Source organism: Planktothrix agardhii (genome assembly GCF_904830935.1).
Taxonomy (GTDB): Bacteria; Cyanobacteriota; Cyanobacteriia; order Cyanobacteriales; family Microcoleaceae; genus Planktothrix; species Planktothrix agardhii.
Genome location: NZ_LR882952.1, coordinates 4518516 through 4540822, shown reverse-complemented (window position 1 = coordinate 4540822; position 22307 = coordinate 4518516). Strand labels below are relative to the sequence as shown.

At 38.6% G+C, this 22307-nt stretch carries 15 protein-coding genes, 1 tRNA gene and 2 pseudogenes; 2 read left to right on the top strand and 16 right to left on the bottom strand.

Annotated features, from left to right (window positions below):
• The first annotated feature begins 374 nt into the window (after positions 1 to 374).
• The gene (locus NMG88_RS20730) at positions 375 to 2114 is read left to right on the top strand and encodes a GmrSD restriction endonuclease domain-containing protein (protein ID WP_227351285.1); all 1740 of its coding nucleotides are present in this window, start codon (positions 375 to 377) and stop codon (positions 2112 to 2114) included.
• Between the two features lie 91 nt (positions 2115 to 2205).
• On the opposite strand, the gene NMG88_RS20725 is transcribed toward NMG88_RS20730, so the two are convergent.
• The 9 genes and pseudogenes from NMG88_RS20725 to coaE all read right to left on the bottom strand — a co-directional run bounded on the left by NMG88_RS20725 (position 2206) and on the right by coaE (position 10377).
• Positions 2206 to 2277, bottom strand: a tRNA-Lys gene (locus NMG88_RS20725).
• 70 nt (positions 2278 to 2347) lie between these two features.
• Complete coding sequence (locus NMG88_RS20720; RefSeq protein WP_042156452.1) at positions 2348 to 3241, bottom strand: aldose epimerase family protein; 894 nt, start codon at positions 3239 to 3241, stop codon at positions 2348 to 2350.
• A gap of 69 nt (positions 3242 to 3310) precedes the next feature.
• Complete coding sequence (locus tag NMG88_RS20715) at positions 3311 to 5299, bottom strand: CapA family protein (protein WP_227351283.1); 1989 nt, start codon at positions 5297 to 5299, stop codon at positions 3311 to 3313.
• Positions 5300 to 5577: 278 nt separating this feature from the next.
• Entirely contained in the window at positions 5578 to 7395 is a 1818-nt protein-coding gene (locus NMG88_RS20710; protein WP_227351282.1) for an AAA family ATPase, read from the bottom strand.
• Between the two features lie 557 nt (positions 7396 to 7952).
• A pseudogene (locus NMG88_RS22785) lies at positions 7953 to 8135 on the bottom strand (CapA family protein); the annotation flags it as partial.
• Positions 8126 to 8308, bottom strand: a pseudogene (locus NMG88_RS20705) (AAA family ATPase); the annotation flags it as partial. The pseudogenes NMG88_RS20705 and NMG88_RS22785, both read right to left, overlap by 10 nt.
• Positions 8309 to 8578: 270 nt before the next feature.
• Entirely contained in the window at positions 8579 to 9025 is a 447-nt protein-coding gene (locus NMG88_RS20700) for a T3SS (YopN, CesT) and YbjN peptide-binding chaperone 1 (RefSeq protein ID WP_026786304.1), read from the bottom strand.
• 292 nt (positions 9026 to 9317) lie between these two features.
• A complete protein-coding gene (gene psb28, locus NMG88_RS20695) occupies positions 9318 to 9668 on the bottom strand; it encodes a photosystem II reaction center protein Psb28 (RefSeq protein WP_026793357.1) in 351 nt (116 codons plus the stop codon).
• A 67-nt stretch (positions 9669 to 9735) separates the two neighbouring features.
• Positions 9736 to 10377 carry a dephospho-CoA kinase gene (gene coaE, locus NMG88_RS20690; RefSeq protein ID WP_027249607.1) on the bottom strand — a complete coding sequence of 214 codons (642 nt, stop codon included), beginning with the start codon at positions 10375 to 10377 and terminating at the stop codon, positions 9736 to 9738.
• Positions 10378 to 10502: 125 nt separating this feature from the next.
• Here coaE and NMG88_RS20685 point away from each other — a divergent pair, with 125 nt between their 5' ends.
• A complete protein-coding gene (locus tag NMG88_RS20685; RefSeq protein WP_254035765.1) occupies positions 10503 to 15818 on the top strand; it encodes a CHAT domain-containing protein in 5316 nt (1771 codons plus the stop codon).
• A 47-nt stretch (positions 15819 to 15865) separates the two neighbouring features.
• Here NMG88_RS20685 and NMG88_RS20680 read toward each other — a convergent pair whose 3' ends face one another.
• The 7 genes from NMG88_RS20680 to NMG88_RS20650 all read right to left on the bottom strand — a co-directional run bounded on the left by NMG88_RS20680 (position 15866) and on the right by NMG88_RS20650 (position 22269).
• Positions 15866 to 16111, bottom strand: a complete 246-nt coding sequence (locus NMG88_RS20680; RefSeq protein ID WP_202807919.1) for a DUF5615 family PIN-like protein — start codon at positions 16109 to 16111, stop codon at positions 15866 to 15868.
• 22 nt (positions 16112 to 16133) lie between these two features.
• On the bottom strand, positions 16134 to 16229 hold the full coding sequence (locus NMG88_RS20675) for a DUF5615 family PIN-like protein (protein ID WP_235752006.1): 96 nt from the start codon (positions 16227 to 16229) through the stop codon (positions 16134 to 16136).
• Positions 16230 to 16626: 397 nt separating this feature from the next.
• Positions 16627 to 17577: a class I SAM-dependent methyltransferase gene (locus NMG88_RS20670; RefSeq protein WP_430203986.1), complete on the bottom strand. Its 951-nt coding sequence runs from the start codon at positions 17575 to 17577 to the stop codon at positions 16627 to 16629.
• A 62-nt stretch (positions 17578 to 17639) separates the two neighbouring features.
• Entirely contained in the window at positions 17640 to 17870 is a 231-nt protein-coding gene (locus NMG88_RS20665; RefSeq protein WP_235752005.1) for a type II toxin-antitoxin system HicA family toxin, read from the bottom strand.
• Positions 17848 to 18138, bottom strand: coding sequence for a type II toxin-antitoxin system HicB family antitoxin (locus NMG88_RS20660; protein WP_227351280.1), 291 nt, complete (start codon positions 18136 to 18138; stop codon positions 17848 to 17850). The genes NMG88_RS20665 and NMG88_RS20660 overlap by 23 nt, the downstream gene beginning before the upstream one ends.
• 48 nt (positions 18139 to 18186) lie before the next feature.
• Entirely contained in the window at positions 18187 to 19812 is a 1626-nt protein-coding gene (locus NMG88_RS20655; protein ID WP_227364748.1) for an S-layer homology domain-containing protein, read from the bottom strand.
• A 15-nt stretch (positions 19813 to 19827) separates the two neighbouring features.
• Positions 19828 to 22269 (bottom strand): calcium-binding protein, encoded by a 2442-nt coding sequence (locus NMG88_RS20650; protein ID WP_227351278.1) that lies wholly within the window; start codon positions 22267 to 22269, stop codon positions 19828 to 19830.
• Positions 22270 to 22307: the final 38 nt, after the last annotated feature.

Below are 22307 nucleotides of genomic sequence, written 5' to 3'. Positions count from 1 at the left end.
AAACAATATTAAGACAATTTGGTAATTTCCGGTGGATCGGATCAGAAATTTGTCAAATTTGGTGAGCCAGCATGGAAGTCAGCTTTTCAGGGCTTCAAAACCGTAGTAAGCCCTTCAGGGCTTCAATCCCACGGCTAGAGGTAAGGAACTTCAAATACTCTAAATTAAGCCCAGAAAAGCTCACAACAATTGATCTTGTTGCCTCGTATCGGTTTTGAACTTTCGTTTATCACATAATGTTAATTTTGTCAAGTATCGCTGTTGGCTTTTGGGAATTCTGCGATCGCTCATCATCATACCATAATATTAAGCCCTAAAGGGCTGACTCTGATTAATATAAAATATAAAAATATAAAAAATAAGAGGAGCAGTCAATGGCTTATTGGCTATTTCAAAGTAACCCTAAATATTACAGAATCCTTGATGCTATCCAAGATTTAGAACAAATGCCTTGGTTAGTCAATCGATTTGCTAATCAAATGTCTGTTGGTGATGGTGTATTAATTTGGATATCGGGCCAAGATTCAGGAATTTATGCTATAGCAAAAATCCTTGAACTCCCTCAAGCGATCAATAATTTTCCTGATGAAGATTACTGGCTTGATCAGGACAGAAGAAGTAAAGATAAAAACTTAAATTTTGCTATTATTCAGTTTACAAATAAATTGGTTAATAATCCAATTCTCAGAAACCAAGTTAAAGAAGACGATATTTTAAAAGAATTGATGGTGATTCGACAACCTCAATCAACAAACTATGCAGTTACGCTTGGTCAATGGGAAAGAGTGAAACAATTAATTAATGGGATTGAATCTATAATACCATCTCGTCAATCTGAAGAAGTTGATGTTGAGGGCAATGAGGAAGGAGATATTGTTGTAGAACCTCAAAGTGTATCTTTAGATAAAAGCGATCGCAGTTTGTCAGAATATCATAAATGGTATAAAAAAGGACGGTTAATTGTTGATCCTGAATGGCAACGGGAATATGTTTGGGACTTAAAAAAAGCGTCTCGATTAATTGAATCATTTTTAATTGGTTTACCTGTTCCCGTTATTTATTTAGCATTTAATGAAGAAGGAGCCCGTGAAGTTATTGATGGGTTACAAAGGTTAACATCTATTTTTAATTTTTTTGATAATAAATACGAGCTTAAAGGATTAGAAAGCTTACGGCAATTTAATGGGCGTAAGTTTAATCAACTTCCTCCAGAATATCAAAATCATTTAGAAGATTGTACCATGAGAGCCTTTGAACTGCCCAAGGATACAGACAAAAACCTAAAATTTTTAATTTTTGAACGTTTGAATACAGGTGGTATTGTTCTGAATGATATGGAAATTAGGAATTGTCTTTATCGAGGTCAATTAAATGACTTAATTCGAGAACTCGCCAAATCAGATGAATTTTTAGCTTGTGTTAATCAAAGAAATTTGGATAAACGTATGAAAGATCGAGGTTTAGTTTTACGATACTTGGCTTTCTTGCAAATGAATTATAGGAATGCTCGAAAAGGAATGAAGAATTTTTTAAATGAGTTTCTACAAGCTTATCGAAATCCAGGCGCAGACAAACTTAACGAATTTAGAGAGACTTTTAAAAAATCAATGAAAGCAGCTTATACTATTTTCGGAATTCAAGCCTTTCGATTAAGAACAGAAAGAGGAAGTTGGTCAACACAGCTTAATGCTTCTATTTTTCAAGTTCTTACTGTTTCATTCGCCGATTATGATTTAGGTGCTTTAACCCGTGCTTCTGATCTAATTTATGAGGAATATTTAGATTTAATTAGTACAGATGAAAAATGGGTGGATTGCGTTAAAACTTCAACGGGAGATATTCAAAGAATTGATTACTCATTTTCAACGTGGAAACAACGATTAGCTGAAGTGATGAAGGTTACATATCCTAATGACTCGCAACGAGTATTTTCCCGCCAGTTGAAAGAAGAAATTTATCGACAAGACCCAACTTGCAAAATTTGTAATCAGCGCATTACCTTAATTAATGATGCTGCTCTCGATCATGAAAAACATTACTGGCGAGGCGGTAAAACTATTCCAGAAAATGCTCGTTTAGTGCATCGTCAATGCAATTTGCAACGAGAACATTAAAAAATCATATACTGCGAATGCTGAACATAAGTCATTATCAGTCATGTCATTCACTGTTGGTTGATGAATGGCATGACTGGTAAATCTTTTATGGGTCGCCCGGGGCTCGAACCCGGAACAAATCGGTTAAAAGCCGAGTACTCTACCATTGAGTTAGCGACCCGCGCGTTTTTCTTTTTCTCACGCACAGTTTCTAATAGTAACACAACACTTTGGGGTTGGCAAGGGGTTTCTCAAAAAAATGTTGCACTCAGGTGGACGACCATCTCACAACTGGCTCCGGGCTTGAGATAGGTCAATAATTTTCCCGTATTCATCGCATTGCGAGGGGCTGTCCAAGGTTCCAAACAATAGTAATCTTTGCCCTTGACTGTCCAATAGACCACACTAGAATAGGCATAACTATAGCCCATAATAATTTTAGAGCGACGACTGTGATCAATGGTGGTGGTAGCTAACCCAGTTAAGGGATTAAACAGCCCGTCTATTTCCTCCTCCAAGGGATCAAAGCGCCCCGTAAACAAATGGTTTTTCTGGTTACGTTGATCTCGATACTGCATCGCTGGAATTTCAAAAGCCAATTGCTCCTTATCTCCCGCTAGGAAATAAGGATGTAACCCCGTGGAAAAGGGCATGGTCTGGGCGGGTAGACTATCGGTTGTCCCGCAGAGGTTCGTATAACGTTGGAAAATTTGTAAAGAGTTACCTTTGAGGGTATAGGTAAACTCCACTTCAAAATCAAAGGGATAAACGGAACGGGTTTGGGGATTACTTGTCAAGACCAAGGTAATCGCAGCCCCCTGATTTGTCGCCTGTTGTGCTACTGTCCAGGGCAAATTTCGAGCAAAACCATGTTGTTTGAGGGTATACTTTTGACCCTGATAGGTGTAGGTATCATCGGGTAAATTCCCACAAATGGGGAATAAAATCGGGATTCCGCCCCGTACCGTTAACTCAGGATTAGCAAACCGTTCACTATCTAAATACAGTAAATCCTGATCCTCGACTTGCCAACGGGTAATGATTCCGCCCCGTTCGGGTACAACTTCTAGGCTCGACTGGGTAGCCGGGTCAGATAGGACGTAGGTTTTATATTGTTGATGGGGTTTCAGTGCGATCGCAAACACAGTAATAGTTAGGAATAAATAAACTTTGGACAGGTAAACAAATTCACTCAGTGGGTGACCGTTAGAATCTTAGCCTATGACTTGATCAAGCTCTCGATGTTTCAAAGGAAGATCAATTTCAGCATGAGATCCCGTGCTCACAGATTGCTGTTTAGGAATAGCAATTTGAAACGAAATTGGGGAGTTGGAACCCCTATAACTTTGGGTGCTAGGGACGGGAGCCTGGGGAAAAGAAGGAAGGGAGATAAACGGATCTTTAATAAAAGGTTGATCAATATAGGGTTTGAGGTCATCCTGGGTTTCCGTTTTAGTTTCTAATTTAGGGGGTAAGGGGGATTCAGTCTGTGACATAGACCCCGACCCATCAGAAACTGGAGACTGCATGGGTTCGGAGAACAGTGTTTTCGGGGGTTCCGATGGGACTATCTCCGTCGCAGTAGGTGGACTTTCTGGCTTAGGTTCCGTCACTAAGGGTAAAGTCGGTTCGGTTAAGGCTGCATCCACCTGTTTAATCTGTCGTTGGTGGGTGTCTAAGACGACGGAGGACTGCATGGGCTGATCAAAAATTTGTGAGAGTCGCCCCACCCGTTTAATAATATCCTCGCCTTTTTTAGTTGATATCACCTTAGCTTGATATTGGGTCACTTCTACTGGTAAAAACTCGACCTTCATTTGATGGTTAGCATTTAGGGCAACTCTAAGCACAGCAGTTTCATAGTCCGCGCGACTATTTCCCCCAAAAATAAAATTCCCCAGGGAGTAAACAATCGGCCGACCTTTATAAATTTCTGCACCCTGTAGGGTATGGGGATGATGACCAATCACCACATCGGCTCCTTGATCAATCGTAAATCGAGCCAGGTCAATTTGCCAGTCCCCCGGATATTCCGCCAGTTCTACGCCCCAATGGTAGTTAACCACCACCCAATCCACCTGATCTCGAATGGCTTTAATATCGGCGGCTACCCGCTCATCATAACGGGGATTGGTTCCGGCTAAACTCTCAGTAGCAGCATGAAAGTCGGCATCGTAATAGCCTAAATAGGCAATTCGTTGACCTTTAACTTCAATAATCGTGGGCCGACGAGCTTCTTTAATATCCCGACCTGCTCCCACGGTCTTAATTCCCGCTTGGTCTAAAGTTGCCATGGTTTCCACTAGCCCCGGTTCCTCATAGTCCATCGTATGATTATTGGCGAGATTGACAATATCAATTCCCCCTTCTGTTAATACTTTTACGGATTCTGGATCGGCCTTAAAATTAAATTGTTTGTTAGGACGGCGTAGGGTAGAACGGGTGAGGGGATTTTCTAAATTCACCATAGCCACATCGGCATCCTGATATTCGGGGAGTTGGGCAAAGGGTAGGGAGTAGTTCGTCCCAATCACATCTTCAAAGTGATCGGACAGGGTTACATCTCCCCCAAATACTAAAGTCACCGTTGGATCTTGGGGATTTTTGACTTGTTCCTGTTGTACCACTGGAACTACTTCTAAGGCGGCTTGCACGGTATCATGGCGTTTTGGTGGCGGTGCGACCATCACTACCTTTTCTTGAGGGTTGGATAGGGGGAGTTGTTGGGCGTTGACTTCGTAGTAACTCACCCAACAGCCCAATACAAAGGTAGAAACGGCCGAACCCATCATAAACATTAACCGCAGGGTTTTAAATTTAATCCCGTCCAGATTTAACCACCGTCGGTATGCTTGTCCTTTGCTTCGATAAACTTGATTGGCTGGAGTCACTAGCCGTACCGATTGTTTCCAGAGAATCTCCCCATCTCCTTGATACCGGGCGGCAATTTTTACTCCTTCTAGGTTAGGGGCGTTGAGTTTCCACAGCAAGTGACAGATAAACTTAACAATGCCCTCATTCATGGCTTCCTGTTGAAATTCAACCAGGACGGGTAAACAGCCTTTATGATCGGGGGGCGCGACTCTCGCTGAGATCCCTTCAGGTCTGAGATAGGTATTAATTAAATCGCTAATTGCCCTTAGGTCTCCAGTCCGGGCTAATTCAAAAATAGAAGGTTGACCTAAATATTCTGCATAAACCATAAAAATACTATCCTCTCCCTATAGAAATTTTGCTTGCGGTTCAGTTTAATATAAAGATCACCTTAACCCTGACCCTAGCGAGTCGTTGATCATTAGATTTTATCAAAAATGGTAGCCATAGGAATAGATTTAGGAATTTCTAGTCTACCTACAACATCTATTCGTAACTACTAATCAAATAGTGGCTACAGGCTTCTAATATAGGATAAACTCTCAGGTTGCACCCTGCCGCCAACATCCAGAATAATTAGGTTAGGGAATACAGCTTAAAGTTTTGGTTAGGGTTTGGATTGAGTTCGATGTAAGATCAATCCTTCATATCCTAAACGGAAATCTTCGGTCGTAATCGAAATTTCTTTCGGATCAGTTAACCCTTGGCGACGATAGCGACGGATGGCTTCTAAGGCGGCTTGATTACTTAATAATGCTAAATCTGCCCCATTCCAACCTTCAGTTTCCGTTGCCCAATTTGTTAAATTAATATCAACTAAAGGACGGTTTTTATTATGAACTTTCAGGATCGCTAAACGACTATTAATATCGGGTAAATCGACTTTCAATTGTAAATCTAATCTTCCCGATCTCAAGAGGGCTGGATCGATAGCTTCGGGGCGATTTGTTGCCCCAATTAATAATACTTCAGAACTATTTTGTAACCCGTCTAATTCCGTTAATAATTGCCCTACAACGCGATCGCTTACCCCTGAATCTCCCAGATAAGCCCCACGAATCGGAGCTAAACTATCAATTTCATCAATAAAAATAACACAGGGAGAGGCTTGTCTAGCCTTAGCAAATAATTCTCGAACAGCGGCTTCGGCTGCTCCTAGCCAACGGGTTAATAATTCCGGCCCATTCACCGCAATAAAATTAGCCCTAGATTGGGATGCGATCGCTTTTGCTAATAAGGTTTTACCCGTTCCGGGTGGCCCCCAAAGTAAGATTCCGCGAGGGGCTTTGGCTCCGGTTTGTTGATACAATTCCGGGTAAAGTAACTGACCTTCTACGGAATCCTGTAAGGTTTGTTTAATACTCTCTAAACCGCCAATTTCTTCCCATGAAATATTGGGATTTTCCACTTCTACCGACCGCAAAACCGAAGGCTTAATTTCCGTTAAAGCGTCGATAAAATCCTGTTGATTAATATACAATTGATCGGGAACGGTCGCTTCTAAAGAGGGAACCTGACGACGTAAAGCTGTATAGGCTGCGGCTTGACAAGTAGCTTTTAAATCTGCCCCGACAAATCCCACAGACAAATCGGCAATTTCTTCTAAATTAACTGTTTTTAAGGGCATGGATTGTGTTAGAATGGTAAGGATTTCTAAGCGCCCATTTCTATCAGGAACTCGAAAGCGAATTTCTTTATCAAATCTGCCCGGACGTCGTAGGGCTGGGTCAATAGCATCGGGGCGATTTGTTGAGGCTAAAACAATCACGCCTGGGGTTTTGGCAAAACCATCCATTAAGCCTAATAATTGAGCGACTAATCGTTTTTCCACTTCCCCTTCTACTTGGGAACGATGGGGGGCTAAACTGTCAATTTCATCAATAAATATAATACAAGGGGCTGATTTCGCGGCTTTCTCAAAAATTTGTCTTAATTTGGCTTCCGCTTCCCCATAATATTTGCCCATAACTTCCGGGCCGACAATAGCAATATAACTGACTCCTAATTCTTCTGCAAAAGCCCTGGCGGTTAGGGTTTTACCCGTTCCGGGTGGGCCAACAAATAATACGCCACGGGGGGGTTCTAAGCCTAATTTTGCTAACAATTCAGGACGTTTTAAAGGCAATTCTACTAATTCTCGTAATTGTTGAATCACATCTCCTAACCCCCCCACTTCTGAAATATTGCATAGGGGATGGAAATTTTGAGGAGAAAAATTAGGGGTTTCTGATGGGGTTTCCACCGATGGAGGTGTAATAATTACAGAATGGGATTCTGTATTGTTTTTGGGTATATTCCCCTGTCTAGGAATACTGGTGCGAGAACCAATTTGTACGTCGGTTTTAATTTCTCCACTTTTGATTTTTTCATCTAAGGTTTTTGCTAGTTCAAATAATTGATCAAACCCATCAAATAAATTAGTCATTTTAAAACCTGATTAAAAAATAGGATTACGGGCGGATTTATTCAAGTTAATTATAACTAAAAAAAATAATCAAAACCACCATAAAACTGTTATGGTGCGTAGCACTCGGGAACAGGGAACAGTAAGCAGTGAAAGGGTTTCAGGAATAAAAAGTGTCCTAACTGTAATGCGTAGCGCTATATAATCTTCGGAGCGCATCTAAATTGGGTATTTGACAAAAACTAATCCAGTAAACCACTTGTGGTAAAGTCTGTTCCCTGTTCCCTGTTCCCAATTCCCAGCTATCATTATTTTTAACTTGAAATCCGACCCGCGCGTTTTGTACTTTTCTCACGCACAACTTCTAATAGTAACACAACACTTTGGGGTTGGCAAGGGGTTTCTTAAAAAAATGTTGCGTTCAGGTGAACGAGCATCTCACAAATGGCTCCAGGCTTGAGATAGGTCAATAATTTTCCCGTATTCATCGCATTTAGTTTCTAATTTAGGGGGTAAGGGGGATTCAGTCTGTGACATAGACCCCGACCCATCAGAAACCAAGGATTTCAAACATTAGTCCCCGGATATTCCGCCAGTTCTACGCCCCAATGGTAGTTAACCACCACCCAATCCACCTGATCTCGAATGGCTTTAATATCGGCGGCTACCCGCTCATCATAACGGGGATTGGTTCCGGCTAAACTCTCAGTAGCAGCATGAAAGTCGGCATCGTAATAGCCTAAATAGGCAATTCGTTTTCCCCATAATATTTGCCCATAACTTCCGGGCCGACAATAGCAATATAACTGACTCCTAATTCTTCTGCAAAAGCCCTGGCGGTTAGGGTTTTACCCGTTCCGGGTGGGCTAACAAATAATACGCCACGGGGGGGTTCTAAGCCTAATTTTGGTAACAATTCAGGACGTTTTATAGGATTACGGGCGGATTTATTTAAGTTAATTATAACTAAAAAAAATAATTAAAACCACCCATAAAACTGTTATAGTGCTACCCACTAGGGAACAGGGAACAGGGAACAGTAAGCAGTGAAAGGGTTTCAGGAATAAAAAGTGTCCTAACTGTAATGCGTAGCGCTATATAATCTTCGGAGCGCATCTAAATTGGGTATTTGACAAAAACTAATCCAGCAAACCACTTGTGGTAAAGTCTGTTCCCTGTTCCCAATTCCCAGCTATCATTATTTTTAACTTGAAATCCGATCTAAAGCCCGTCTTCCTCCCCAACGTTCTACTATTTTATCATCATAATCATCGGCAATTTCTAACACTGCATTAACTGAGGCTTCTAGTTCTAATTTATCACAAGTAGAACCAACAATAGTATGCTCAAAAATAATATCCCCGTGTTCATCAATCCCAAAAGCTCCAAACCTCATAATATTATTTTCTCGTAGGAGAAAATGTAATAAATCTGGAGAAAGTTCTACATCTGTCACCACATAAGACCGAGCATTAATAATGGCATCATCTTTTTCCCAAGGGAATACAAATACCTCAACTAATGCAGAACCCATGACCATTGCTAATCCGGGTACGTCTTCTCTAGCACAAGGAAATTTGCCATATAATTCTCTCATCCAGGTGGCAATTTTGTTATAACAGGCTTCTTGGATTGCGGTTTGAAATTGCATTTTTAGCGTTCTCCCTAAACTTTTTCCTCAGTTTTAACATCTTTGGGGTCACTAGAAACAGAGTTTGTATTATTTCTCAACACGCTGAAACTCGGTTACACTAAAAATAGTGAATCTGAAGTTGAGTTTGATTGGAGGGTAAACCATGGATGAAATTGCAATCACTAATGCTAAATTAATTGCTCAAGTGATTACTGTGTTAGGTTCATTGGGCTTTTTCTTTGCCACGTTTCAAGCGTTGAAACAATTGGAAAAATAGGATTTAGGACGCGCTCTGGCGCGTTCTGATTTTTTAGGTAGACTGAAATTGGAATCCATTCTCATCAGCATAACGATTTAAAAACCGCATGACTCGCTCAAAAATGTCTTCTGAGTATACTTCAAAGTAACATTCAACCTTAGAAAGATCCTCATTTTCTGCATAGAAGAACTTGACATTGCTGGGGGTAACTTTGATTTGTCCTTCTTCATCGCGTAACCACAAATTAGTGATTTGTTTCCGATAGGCTCTTAATCTTTCTATCGCTTGAAGACGCTCAAATAGCAAGACCACAATTTTAGTTTCGGAGTCTTTGCGTTTCCGCAGACTAATCCCGCTAATTTCTTCATCTAATCCATCAATAAACTGTACAGAGGTTGTCATGATTTTTCCTCTCTGCTTTTCCTTGATTTTATCCTATTTTTAGGAAAACCTCAACTCTTTTCTAGTTTTAGGGGATATTTTGCCCTCGAATTGCTGCATCCACTTGTTTAAAAAGTTCTGCTGGGGTTGAAGAATTGTATAAAATTATATCTGCTTGTTTACATTTTTCTGCTAAAGACATTTGGCTATTAATTTTAGCTTCAGCTTCTTCGGTGGTTAAAAGTCGACCAAAATTAATTTTTTCTCTTTCTATTAACCTCAAATATTGCTGTTCAAGAGGACAATAGACAACCCAAATTTCCGTGACTAAATCCGTCATTTGCGATTCAAATAATAACGGAATCACTAAAACCCCGTCAGCGTAAGGGTTGCCATCGGGATTCTGGATTTTTTGAGCTTTTAATTGTTTAATATTGTTAACAAAACAATGGCGCACAAAGGGGTGTATCTGTTGCTCTAGCCAGGTTCGCTCCGATGAGTCTGAGAAAATCAGACTAGCCAATTTCTGCCGATTTAAGTTACCATTATAAAGTAGAATATCCCTCCCATAGCGGTCAACAATTTGTTTGAGAACAGGTGAACCGGGTTCCACTGCCTCTCTCGCATATAAATCCGCGTCCCAAATGGGGAGTCGGTAGGTCGTGGTAAGATAGTTGGATACGGTCGTTTTTCCGCTTCCTATCCCTCCGGTAAGACCAATTAAACGCATAATCCTGTTTTTAAATCTATAATACTATTCATAATAGTAATAGAAATAGTCTATCTGGGTGGCTTCTGTAAAAAATAAATAGTAGATTCCCTTTCGGTAATTGTTTATTCAAGGCATAAACCCTTATGCAGCCTGGACGTTTTGTTAAGTTAATTTTCATCTCCCTACCTTTAACTGGATTTTGGACGGTGGGGATGGGTGATTTCCCTAATTTTTTGAGTAATAATCTTAAAATTAGTTTTCCCATAAATCAAGTTTTAGCCCAATCAATTGTTCCCGAACCTAATAGTACAAATACCCTGACTAATTCCGTTAATAATCGTGTGGATATTACCGGAGGTCAACAGTCGGGAGATGGGAGAAATTTATTTCATAGTTTTACACAATTTAATGTGCCGCCGGGTCAGATTGCTAATTTTGTTTCTAATAATTCCATTCAAAATATTTTTAGCCGTGTCGTGGGCGGACAACCTTCGGTAATTGAAGGGTTAATTAAAGTGACCGGAGGCAATTCTAACCTATTTATTTTAAATCCCTCTGGAATTATTTTTGGTTCGGAAGCACGTTTAGATGTTCCGGGTGCATTTACCGCCACAACCGCTACAGGTATAGGATTTAATTCCGGTTTATTTAATAGCTTAAATTCTAATGATTATAATAGCCTTTCAGGGGAACCCAATAGTTTTCTTTTCTCCACATCCAACCCGGGTAATATTGTTAATTCTGGAGAACTTACGGTTTCCCAAGGACAAACCTTAACCTTAATTGGGGGAAACGTTATTAATACCGGAACATTGAATGCACCCGCAGGACAAATTACCATTGCAGCTATTGAAGGAAATAATTTAGTTAGAATTAGTCAAACCGGATATTTACTCAATTTAGAAATTGAAACCGTTACCCCCAGTCTTGAGAATAATGAATCCGTAATTATTCCCCTAGACTTACCCAAATTATTGACAGGAAATTCACAAAATAATCAAGCCTCTAGTGTTAATATTTTATCCGATGGAAGCGTAGAATTAACCGCTTCTAATACACCATTTTCTCCTCAAGGCGGGGGGGCTTTAATTTCTGGTTTTTTGAATACCAGAAATACCAATTTTAACTCATCTTCATCAAATCTTCCTCAAGTTAATATTATTGGCAATAATATTCATTTATTTAATTCGGAAATTGATGCTTCTGGTATAAATGGAGGCGGAATCGTCCGAATTGGAAGTAATTATCAAGAAAATGCTCTTTTGCCCACGGCTTCCCGCACATTAATTAATGATCAATCTACGATTATAGCCGATGGCTTAACCGATGGAAATGGGGGACGAATAATTATTGGAGCCAAGGATTCAACCCAATTTTTTGGTAATATTAGTGCCCAAGGATTTTCTAATCCTAACACAACTGAAAGATTGGGAGGATTTGCCACTATTTTTAGTCAAAATAATCTAAATATATCTGGAAATATTAACCTAAAAACAACTAATTCAATTCCTGGGAATTTAATAATTAATGCACCGGAAATAAACATCGGTAATCAAGATAAAACCCAAGAAAATATTAACCTATCCCAGCAAACTTTAGAAAATCTTGCCCTAACAGCAAATGTATTTATAGAAGCAAAAAATAGTATTAATATTGGCAACCTAACTGACAATAAATTAAACTTTCCGGCTACCACTGGAACCTTAACTTTTACCGCCGATGCAGATAAATCTGGGAGTGGTAATTTTACTATAAATTCAGGAAATACTCTCCAGACTTCCGGCGCTGCAATTGTAATTACCGGGGTAAATTTACTCACGGGAGATATTATTACCCAAGGAGGAAATTTAGACCTAACAACAACCAATAATGGGGGGATTCGGACTGAAAACCTATCGACTTCTGCGAATACCCAAGGCGGGAATATAACCCTTAAAAGCGACCGAGATATTATTACTAATACCCTCTCAACCCGCGCGATGGGAAATGGCACTGGAGGTAATATATATCTTAACGCATCAAACCGCATTCAAACTAACAGTATTAATACCTCTAGTAGTAGTAAATCGGGAGATATTACCTTCACAAGTTTACGGGGAGATATTATTTTAGAGGGAAATTCTTATAGTATTGATGCGACTTCTAGTGAAGGTTCGGGGGGGAATATTTTAGTTAATACTCCTCGAACTTTAACAACAGATTTAATTGATACAAGAGGCAAAGAAACTGGAGGAAATATTATTCTGAATGCTGAGTTAAAAGTTGAAACTAAAGGACTACGAACCGGAATATTTGATCATTTAGAACCCGCCACAGGAAATATTGAAATTACCAGTGATGAAATTAATTTCACCGGGGGTGAAAACTCAATTCAAGGTCAAGGTCAAATTGTCTTACAACCAGCAACGGTGGCTCAAGATATTGAAATCGCAGGTCAAGACAATAACTCGGAACTCACATTAAATTTAACCTCTCGTGATTTAAACAGTTTAGAAAATGGATTTAAAGAAATTATTATCGGAGGAAATCAAGGAAACGGAACTATTTTTATCGCTGGAAATATTGCATTCAAAGATCCCGTTATCATCCAATCTCCTCAAGGTATGATTGCTAGTGGAACACCATTTCGAGAACAATTTTATACCGTTACTGGTTTAGATAATGCCAGTTTAAAACTATCGGCATTAGAAAATATTACCTTGGGCAACCTACTCACAAACGGTGGTAATATTTCGATTTCCAGTGAATCTGGAACTATTTATACTCAACAGTTATCAACGGGAAATTCTGGCTCTGCTACAATTAATTTAACCGGAACAGAAGTAAATTTATTAGGAGGACTAAATTCTGTTCAGGGTTCAGGAGTTCTAATTTTACAACCTAGTCGGAAGACCCAAGCTATGACATTAGGGGGAACAGAAAATGCCTCTAGTTTTGATATGAGTAATCGGGATTTAGAAGCCTTAAAGAATGGATTTATTCAAATTAGAATTGGCCGAGTAGATAGCACAAATACCCTAAATTTAGACGGAGATTTTACGGTTTATGATCCGCTTAATTTACAAGCACAATCTATTATTGGAACTGGTCGGATTACGGGAGTTGATAATAGCTCAGTCACCTTAACCGCCGGATCAAATATTTTAATTGGAGATATTAGTACCGAAGGGGGAACCATTCAACTCACCAGTTCTCAAGGAGAAATTAGGACAGGATCTTTACAATTATTATCAGAAAATCAAAGAAATGGAAATATTAATATATCGGCATTAGGTCAGATTGAAACGGGAGAAATTCGTGCTATTACCCAGGATAATAGCAATAAAAATAGTAATGTTTTATTGAATAGTCAAGATATTAATTTAATCAGTCTAAATGGGGGAATCAGAGTCAACGGTCAGATTTTTAATTCATCCTTAGTGGGCGACTCCATCGCTATTGAATTATTAGCAAATAGAAACATCACCACCGGAGATATTAAAGCCTATCGAGGAATTAATTTGAATAGCATGATGGGAACAATACAGTCAGGAAACATAAATTCAGCCGGAATTAGAGGGGGAGGAAATATTTTTATCATTGCAGGTTCTAGCATTAATACTGGACGAATTAACGCTAGTTCTTCCGAGGGAAAAAGTGGCAATATTTCATTAAATGCTGCTCAAGATATTGATGTAGTTTCCCTGCGGGGGGAAGGAGAAACTCAAGGCGGCGATATTGGAATTTCAACTCATGGATTATTTAGAGCCACGGGAATTTTTAATAGTCGTAATCAAATAAACTCCAGTATTTCCAGCGTAGGAGGAGAAAAAGGTGGTTCGATTGTTATTCAACAAGGAGGCGACCATTGTAGCACTGCTGAATGTGGTAGTATTCCTTTTTCCGTGGGAAATCCCCTTTTAAATGGGACGGCTGGAGCAATTACTGATGGCAATTTGGTGAGTCTTTTACCTACTAATAATTCCTCCTCAAATTCTAATCAATCAACCGGAGAAACCCAGACTATTATTAATCAAATTAATTCCGAATTACAAGGGACAAATCAAGAAACCAAAACCTCACCCATACCCCCTAAAACCGAGAATACCACACCTGTTTTAACCGACTTAACATCGGATGTTGTATTAGAGGAAACCTCGGATATTTCATCTAATCCCAACGAACCCTTAGAAACCCCTATTATTCCCCTCAATACTCCCACCATTCCAATGGATCAAATTGCTTCCGGTTCCGTGATTTCCTCCTTGGCTCAAATTGATACATTTCGAGGAATTGAATTTTCTAACTATTTAGGTTCAAACTCAAATAATACAACCCTTACGGATCAAAGTATTCGTAAAACCTTAAATGAAATCTATAAATTAACCGGATATAAAACCGCCATTATCTATGTATCTAGTCAATCGAATCAATTAGAATTAAGGTTGATTTTACCCGATGGACAACCAATATTTAAAAGTATTCCAGTTCCGCGAGAAACGGTATTAAAAACCGCTAGAACTTTTTCTAATCAAATTCGTTCGCCCGAAAATTTAGAAGATACCCGCTATAAAGAAAATGGCAAACAATTATATAAATGGTTAATTGAACCTCTGGAAAGCCCATTAGAAGCCGAAGGAATTAATACCCTAGTCTTTTCAATGGATACGGGATTAAGAACCCTACCCTTAGCCGCATTATACGATGGGAAACAATTTCTGTTAGAACGCTATAGTTTAGGATTAATTCCCAGTTTAAGTTTAACAGATACTCGCTATGTTAATATTAAAGATTCTAAAATATTAGCGATGGGGGCTTCTGTTTTTCCCAATTCCAATCAACTCCCTCTCCACGCAGTTCCGATGGAATTGGACTTAATTATTAATCATAATACTTGGCAGGGTAAATCATTTTTGAATGAGAATTTTACCGTTAATAATCTCACATCCCAACGTAGTCAAAATCAATTTTCAATTGTGCATTTAGCCACCCATGGAGAATTTCAAGCCGGAGGTTCTGACCAATCTTATATTCAATTTTGGGATCAAAAATTACGGTTAAATCAACTCAGAAACCTCAAGTTAAATCAACCCCCTGTAGAATTATTGGTTTTGAGTGCTTGTACAACAGCCGTAGGGGATGAAAAAGCGGAATTAGGGTTTGCTGGGTTAGCAGTTCAAGCCGGGGTTAAATCGGCTTTAGCGAGTTTATGGTATGTTAGCGATGCGGGAACATTAGGGTTAATGAATACCTTTTATCAAGCCCTATCAACCAGTCCGATTAAAGCAGAAGCTCTACGACAAGCTCAACTAGGAATGTTACAGGGAAAAGTTCGTTTAGAACAGGGTTATTTAATCAATGAAACTGGAACAAATACTGCCAAAATTCCCCTTCCTCCAGAAATTGCTTCCCGGGGAAATGTTAATTTATCCCATCCTTTTTATTGGGCAGGTTTTACTTTAATTGGGAGTCCTTGGTAAGATTAAACAATTTTCAATACAATCTTTAATAGACAGTCTTATTGGGATTATATAGGAAGCGATCGCAAACGATAACGAGTATCATTAATTGTCACGATTGCACCTGTGTTCAGTTCTTCCTGACATTCATTCAAAATAATCAGTAATCTACCACTAACAACGGCAGGCTTTGTATTTTTTAAACGGAAAATAATTGTACTGGGAAGTTGGTGAGAACTCGCGGCTAAAAGATCAGCAAAATCCAAATCAAACGTTAAAATAATTCGATTTTCTTGTCTTGCTTTTTCTAAAATCTGAGAATCACAGAAGACGCTCTCATCCTTGTTCGCTTAAATGAACAGCATCATATCCTTGTTGACGGAGTACCTTCACTGTCAAGGGAGAAACTCCCATATCAGCAAGAAATTTCACGTTAATCTACTCCCTTCGATCAAACATGAATTTTAGCTCTGTTATTCTGTGAGTCTTAAACTTTATTATAACAGTTCATAGTTGACTCAGCGTAATATTCTGATTAGTTTGATTTGTTGGTAATATTACATCATAAAATAGTTTGAGATTACTATCAAAAAATCCTTGATCTGGTGCATAAATAAGACCTGATAAATTTTTAGCTAAATAAGATTCTAAACAATCTAACATTTCCCACCCGGCATCAGTTAAACCAACAGGGTCAAATTAATTCGGCTTAAACCTGGATATTTGACTACTAAGAAAGATGGTGCTCAAGCACAACAACGGGGTCTAATAGCACGCACTATCTACTATTATTTTATGACTAAGATGGTGCTCAAGCACAACAACGGGGTTAGGGTTTGAGAGCAATAATTGTCCGATGGCGAGGGTCACTGGGAAGGGTGATTTTATAATCAAACCCTACCTCTTTTAAGGTTTCTTCCACATCAAAAGTATAATATTCATCACTCCAGGGTTCGGTACTTTTCATTAGAATAAATAACGCTGGGGGCAAGTTTTGAATTACTTCTGATTTGGGGTTATTATCAACAATGGCTAAACAGCCACCCGGACGTAAAATTCTGAACGCTTCTTGAAAGATTTCTCGACTGGGTTTGTTCGGGAGTTCATGTAATAAAAATTGCAGGGTAATAACATCAAAACTGTTATCGGGAAAACTGGTATTTTCAGCGAGTTCCTGTTTCCATTCGGCTATTTCTCCCTGTTTATCTCGGACTTTTGCCACTGCTAACATATAGGGTGATAAATCCAACCCGACTGTCCTAATATTATCACCATATTTCTGTACTAAATAACGGTGTAATGGTAGGGTAGACATCCCCACAGAACAGCCAATATCTAATACATTCTCCACCCGTTCAGGACAATATTGTCCTAGGATTTCATGGAAACTATAACGCAACCGATGTTCGGCGGTTTCCCAGGTAATTTGTTCTTTTGGCCAGATTCGCAACCCCATGGCTTTTGTTGCGGGTTCGGCTTCAAAGGCGGCTAACCAACATAGATTTCCCTGGTCATACGCATGAAAGGGAACTTGATAATAATCGGGATATTTAATATTAGGATTTGTGACAGTTTTTAACAGTTCTTTGGCTCCCGATGCGTCTAATTCTTGACAAGTTTTTCGCCATGGAACTCCATTTTTTTCGGCGGTTTTAATTAAAACTTTTCTCGCTTGAAGTTTCATTAAACTGTAAAGCGGTTTAGTTTTGATCAGAACATTAACAATTTTAGATAGAAAATCTTCTCCTGCCCAGTCTGGTTTTAGTTTGGTGTTAATCATAGTTTAAAAATGGTTGAAGACAAGGATTAATTTATCATGAAATAGAATGAGATCATAAAAGGTTAAAGACTATCCCATTCTTTTAGGGTAATTTGCTGGGCTAAAATATCTTCAACCTCTCGAATCATAATTCGCAACTGAGGAACAGAATATTCATCATTAGAGGGGATAGTAAGACGATGACTCTCATAAATTATAAACTGATGTTTACTTCCTGAAAAAGGGCCGGAAAAACCAAATTTATGTAATTTTTGAATAAAGTCTCGTCGTTTACATGGTTTCCATCGGCTCAAGTTGTGGCTCCTTATTCAAATCAATGTTATTAATAATTGGTAATGGATGCCCCAATTTGATCCCCAATAAAATCCAATCTTCTAAAGTTGAACGCAATTCTTGTTCACATTGTTTTAAGGTTGAACCAAAAGCAATAACTCCTTGACAAATTGGGATTTTTCCCACAAAAGTCTGGTCTTCAAGTTTATCATAAATTGCTTCAGCCATTGCCTGCTCAAGATAATCACTAAGGATATACTGTACAGCCATTGCTAATCCTAAATTCATTGCATTTTTCCTATTATAGAATATTTGAGTCAATGTATTTATGAAGTTTTATTCCATGTATCCTGTCTGTTTCAACCATTGGCGAAGTTGAGTAAAAAATTGGTTTCTATCGGGGTTTTGATAAACTTCTTTAACCGTTTTCCATCCCGCATCTGCTTCACCTAGTAAATACTGTTGGGCTAAATAAGCGGCTAAAACTCCTTTTAAATCTTGTTTCAGGCGATTACGTTTAGTGATTTCTTGTAACAAAACTGAGTTATGTTCGGCGAGTAATTCAGAATATTTTTTAGTCACATCTTGCCATTCTCCAAACTGATATTTAAAAATTTGTAAAGGCAATTGTTCCGGGGTATAGACTTGAAATTGTTTGCTAAATCGTTGGTCATAATGAATTAAAATGGGGGTTTCTTGGTTGTCTGTTTTGAGTTGATAGGAAATTAAACCCCATTTTTGTTGTAAATCTCGATATTCCCGTTTAATCGGACTATACCGATAAATCACGGAATAGTAACTTTTTAAATTGTTATCTTCATCAATTAATAAATCTACTAAAATTTCGGGTTCTTTATCATTATCTAAATCTAGGATTTTAAAATCAATCACCCGGGCATTTTTAACGGTTTTTACTCCAGGACTAGATAAATTTGCCATAGAAATAACATCTTCTGAAATCAAATCTCCTTTTCTGGTAAGTTTAATTTGCATGAGTTGAATTGTACTATTAGAATCTGCTAATAATTGAGCTTTAATCTCTCCTAAAATAACTGTTTTTTGCACCTTTAAATCCTTTATTTCTGGATAGGATTCGGGTTTTGATTCTATTGGGGGTGTCCCTTGAGGTTGCATGGTAACTGGTGGGGTTGTCGGAGAAGATTTAGGCTCTGAACTAACTGCTGGAGTATCAGAAATTGAGATTCTGGCAATATATTGAGTCGGGACTAAAGCCTGTTTTTTATCTTGGGAAATGGCTTGACAAATTAAGGTAGCAACTTCCGCCCTAGTTGCGGGTTTATTAGGATTTAATCGTCGCAGATTTGGATAATTAACTACTAACCAATTTTCTGTTGCTGTTGCGATCGCTTTTTTAGCATATTCAGGAATATCAGAAGCATCATCAAAGATTTTGGTTAATTGTTGATAGGAAACTTGGCTGGATTTATAATCTAAACCATTAACTACCGCCACTAACGCCTGGACTCTGGGGATATTTAATAAAGGATTAAAAACACTTCCTAAATATCCCGACATAAAACCTTTTTGATTCGCCCCTTGAATAGCATTATAGGCCCAAAAATCCGTCGGGACATCGACAAAATCAATCGCTTTTTCACTTCGAGGAATTTTAGGAAATGCTTGACTCAGAATCGCTGCAAATTCAGCCCGATTAACGGGACTATCGGGGCGAAAAGTATCATCTTCATAATAGCCTTTCACAATATTTTTTTGGGCTAAATTTTCAATACAATTTTGCGCCCAATGACCTTTAATATCTGAAAATTTTTGAGAATCTTCGGCGAAAACGGGATTGATAAATGCTAGAGATTTATGAGTAATAATTATTCCCAAAGCGACGAGAATAAATAACTTAATTGGGGATAGATTAGACCTCAATTTTTGCATCAAAACAGCTATCAATTTTGCAGACTTAAAATAGGATACAATTTTGAATTTCATACTAATACTCCTTATTTAAACAAATTGAACAACAGCACCCGCACTAGGTAAGGTGATATCCAAATTAGGAACACCCACCAACACAAGATTACCAACACTAGCAACAGATGTTCCAAAATTCAAGTCGGTATCGGAATTATCCGTAACCGGACTTAAATAAGTTTGAACTAAATTTCCGCTTCTTAATTCATAGCGAAATGTTCCTCCTAAATTTCCTAAACCGTAGCCCGGAGAACCAATCAAAACCTCATTTCCTATCAAGGCTAAGGCTTGACCAAATTGATTAAATTCCTCCACTTTAGGAGCATTATAACGTTGTAAAACCGCTCCGGTAATCCCATCGAATAAAAAGGCGATTCCCGCATCTATTCCCCCCTGGTCGTTTCCTGGCGCACCGATTAAAATATCTCGACCAACACCCGTCCAGGCGACAGAATAACCAAAATTATCTAACCCGGGATTGGGATTTTTAAAGGTTTGTAAAAGCTGTCCGGTTACACTATCAAACATATAGGCTTCACCGGGTTGTTTTCCCCCAGTTGGAGTTAAGCTGGCGGGCGCACCAATTAATATTCTATCCCCACCAACCGCCGCTACGGACGCACCAAAAAAGTCATTAACTTGAGGGTTAGGATTCAAAAATGTTTGCAATAGTTGACCCGTATTTTCATCCAGTAAATAGGCGATTCCTCCGGTGGGTGCTAAGGTGGAATTACCGGGTGCACCGACAATAATATTATTGCCTAAAGTTGCGACGGAATAGCCAAATAAATCAAATATATTTGGGGTCGGGTTATTGATAGTTAAATAGGGGGCTCCCGTGGCGGTATTAAACCCATAAACCGCCCCAGAATTAGGAGCTAAACTACTATCTTGAGATGCACCAATAATAATATTATCTCCTAAAGTTGTAGCTACGGATTGACCAAATTTTGAAGTACCCGCAGTCGCAGAAGGGTTACGAAATGTTAATGTTGGTTGTTGAGTTGTGAGATTGAATAAATAGGCGATTCCTTGATTATTGGTTTGACCCGGGGCGGCTATTGCTAAGAAATTATTTCCTAACCGAGATAAATTTGAACCAAATTGAGCATTAGTTTCAGGAATCGGATTAACTAATTTTCCTAATGCTGAAGGTGGAATTTCATCATCTATAATGTCTAAAATAGCTTGATTAGGTGTACCAATTTGGGCAAAATTAGTGGGGTTTTCTAAGGTTAAAAGTAAGTTAGATGAATAATTAGGGAAATTATTATTAACAATGGGAATTTTAATGATTTTAGGAGTAGTATCCCCATTGGCAAAATTAACAATAATTGGTGTGGTATCTACTTGATTTCCCGTTGGTGTTAAGGGAGTAGGAATTGGAACTACCGTAACGCTGATTTCTCCATCATTTCCACTATTTCTAACAACGGTAATCGGATTAATTATAGTCCCATTTTCATTAACAGCAAACTGCTCGGAACTAAAAGCTACCGAGCCAGGAATAATAAAGTTAGAACGATTAATTTGATCTGGTTTAATTCCTTGTAAAATAGCTACAATTTCCCCTAAATTAGAGGATATAATTGTACTATTTTCGTTTCTGGGATCGGATTTAATGGTTAAGTTTTTAAAAGCTAAATCACCCGTTAAAAAAATAATATCTTCTTCTGGTTTATAATCTACAATTATATCAGATAATTCTAAATTATTACTATCTAAAACAAAAATATCTTTACCTTCTCCACCGATTAAAGTATCACTTCCTGCGTCCCCAGAAATCCAATCATTTCCGTTATCTCCAATGATTTGATCATTTCCTTGACCTCCAACTAAGGTATCATTTCCGATCCCTCCCGATACCTGGTCATCTCCAGCATTTCCTGTTACTAAATCATTCCCCCCATCCCCTCGAATCTGATCATTTCCATTACCTCCAAAAACCGTATCATCTCCATCTTCTCCCCCAATAAAATCATCTCCATCATTACCCTCTACCCAATCATTATCGGCGCCTGCTCGAAGTTCATCATTTCCTTGACCTCCGAATATAAAATCCTTACCTAAATCCTCTCTAACTTGATCATTTCCTGACCCGGAATAAATTGTATCATCTCCTTCAACTCCCGATAATTGAGTGGGATTATCAGGATTTACAAATCCCACAAATCGATCATTTCCTGCTTCTCCAAATAACAGATCATTGCCTTCACCTCCTAAAATTTGATCGTCTCCAACCCCGCCAAATAGGGTATCATTTCCCCCTTCTCCAAATAATTGATCGTTATCTGAGTCACCATAAATTAGTTCAGGATCTGACGAACCCCGAACCGTATCATCTCCTCCTAATAAAAAAGCACCTAACTTAAATACTCCCAATTCTCCAGGGAAAAATCTGATGTCTTCAGGGGTATTATCTCCGACTAAGCGAAGTAAACCTGTGGTAGAATCGGTTTCTGGTTTTAGCACCATAATGTTATTTTGTAAACTGAAATTAAAATACTAACATT

Bases quoted from the DNA above. Each gene is read 5' to 3' on its own strand.
- NMG88_RS20730 (WP_227351285.1), top strand. From the start codon at position 375: ATGGCTTATTGGCTATTTCAAAGTAACCCTAAATATTACAGAATCCTT.
- NMG88_RS20715 (WP_227351283.1), bottom strand. From the start codon at position 5,299: ATGGTTTATGCAGAATATTTAGGTCAACCTTCTATTTTTGAATTAGCC.
- NMG88_RS20710 (WP_227351282.1), bottom strand. From the start codon at position 7,395: ATGACTAATTTATTTGATGGGTTTGATCAATTATTTGAACTAGCAAAA.
- NMG88_RS20700 (WP_026786304.1), bottom strand. From the start codon at position 9,025: ATGCAATTTCAAACCGCAATCCAAGAAGCCTGTTATAACAAAATTGCC.
- psb28 (WP_026793357.1), bottom strand. From the start codon at position 9,668: ATGACAACCTCTGTACAGTTTATTGATGGATTAGATGAAGAAATTAGC.
- coaE (WP_027249607.1), bottom strand. From the start codon at position 10,377: ATGCGTTTAATTGGTCTTACCGGAGGGATAGGAAGCGGAAAAACGACC.
- NMG88_RS20685 (WP_254035765.1), top strand. From the start codon at position 10,503: ATGCAGCCTGGACGTTTTGTTAAGTTAATTTTCATCTCCCTACCTTTA.
- NMG88_RS20670 (WP_430203986.1), bottom strand. From the start codon at position 17,577: ATGATTAACACCAAACTAAAACCAGACTGGGCAGGAGAAGATTTTCTA.
- NMG88_RS20660 (WP_227351280.1), bottom strand. From the start codon at position 18,138: ATGAATTTAGGATTAGCAATGGCTGTACAGTATATCCTTAGTGATTAT.
- NMG88_RS20655 (WP_227364748.1), bottom strand. From the start codon at position 19,812: ATGAAATTCAAAATTGTATCCTATTTTAAGTCTGCAAAATTGATAGCT.
- NMG88_RS20650 (WP_227351278.1), bottom strand. From the start codon at position 22,269: ATGGTGCTAAAACCAGAAACCGATTCTACCACAGGTTTACTTCGCTTA.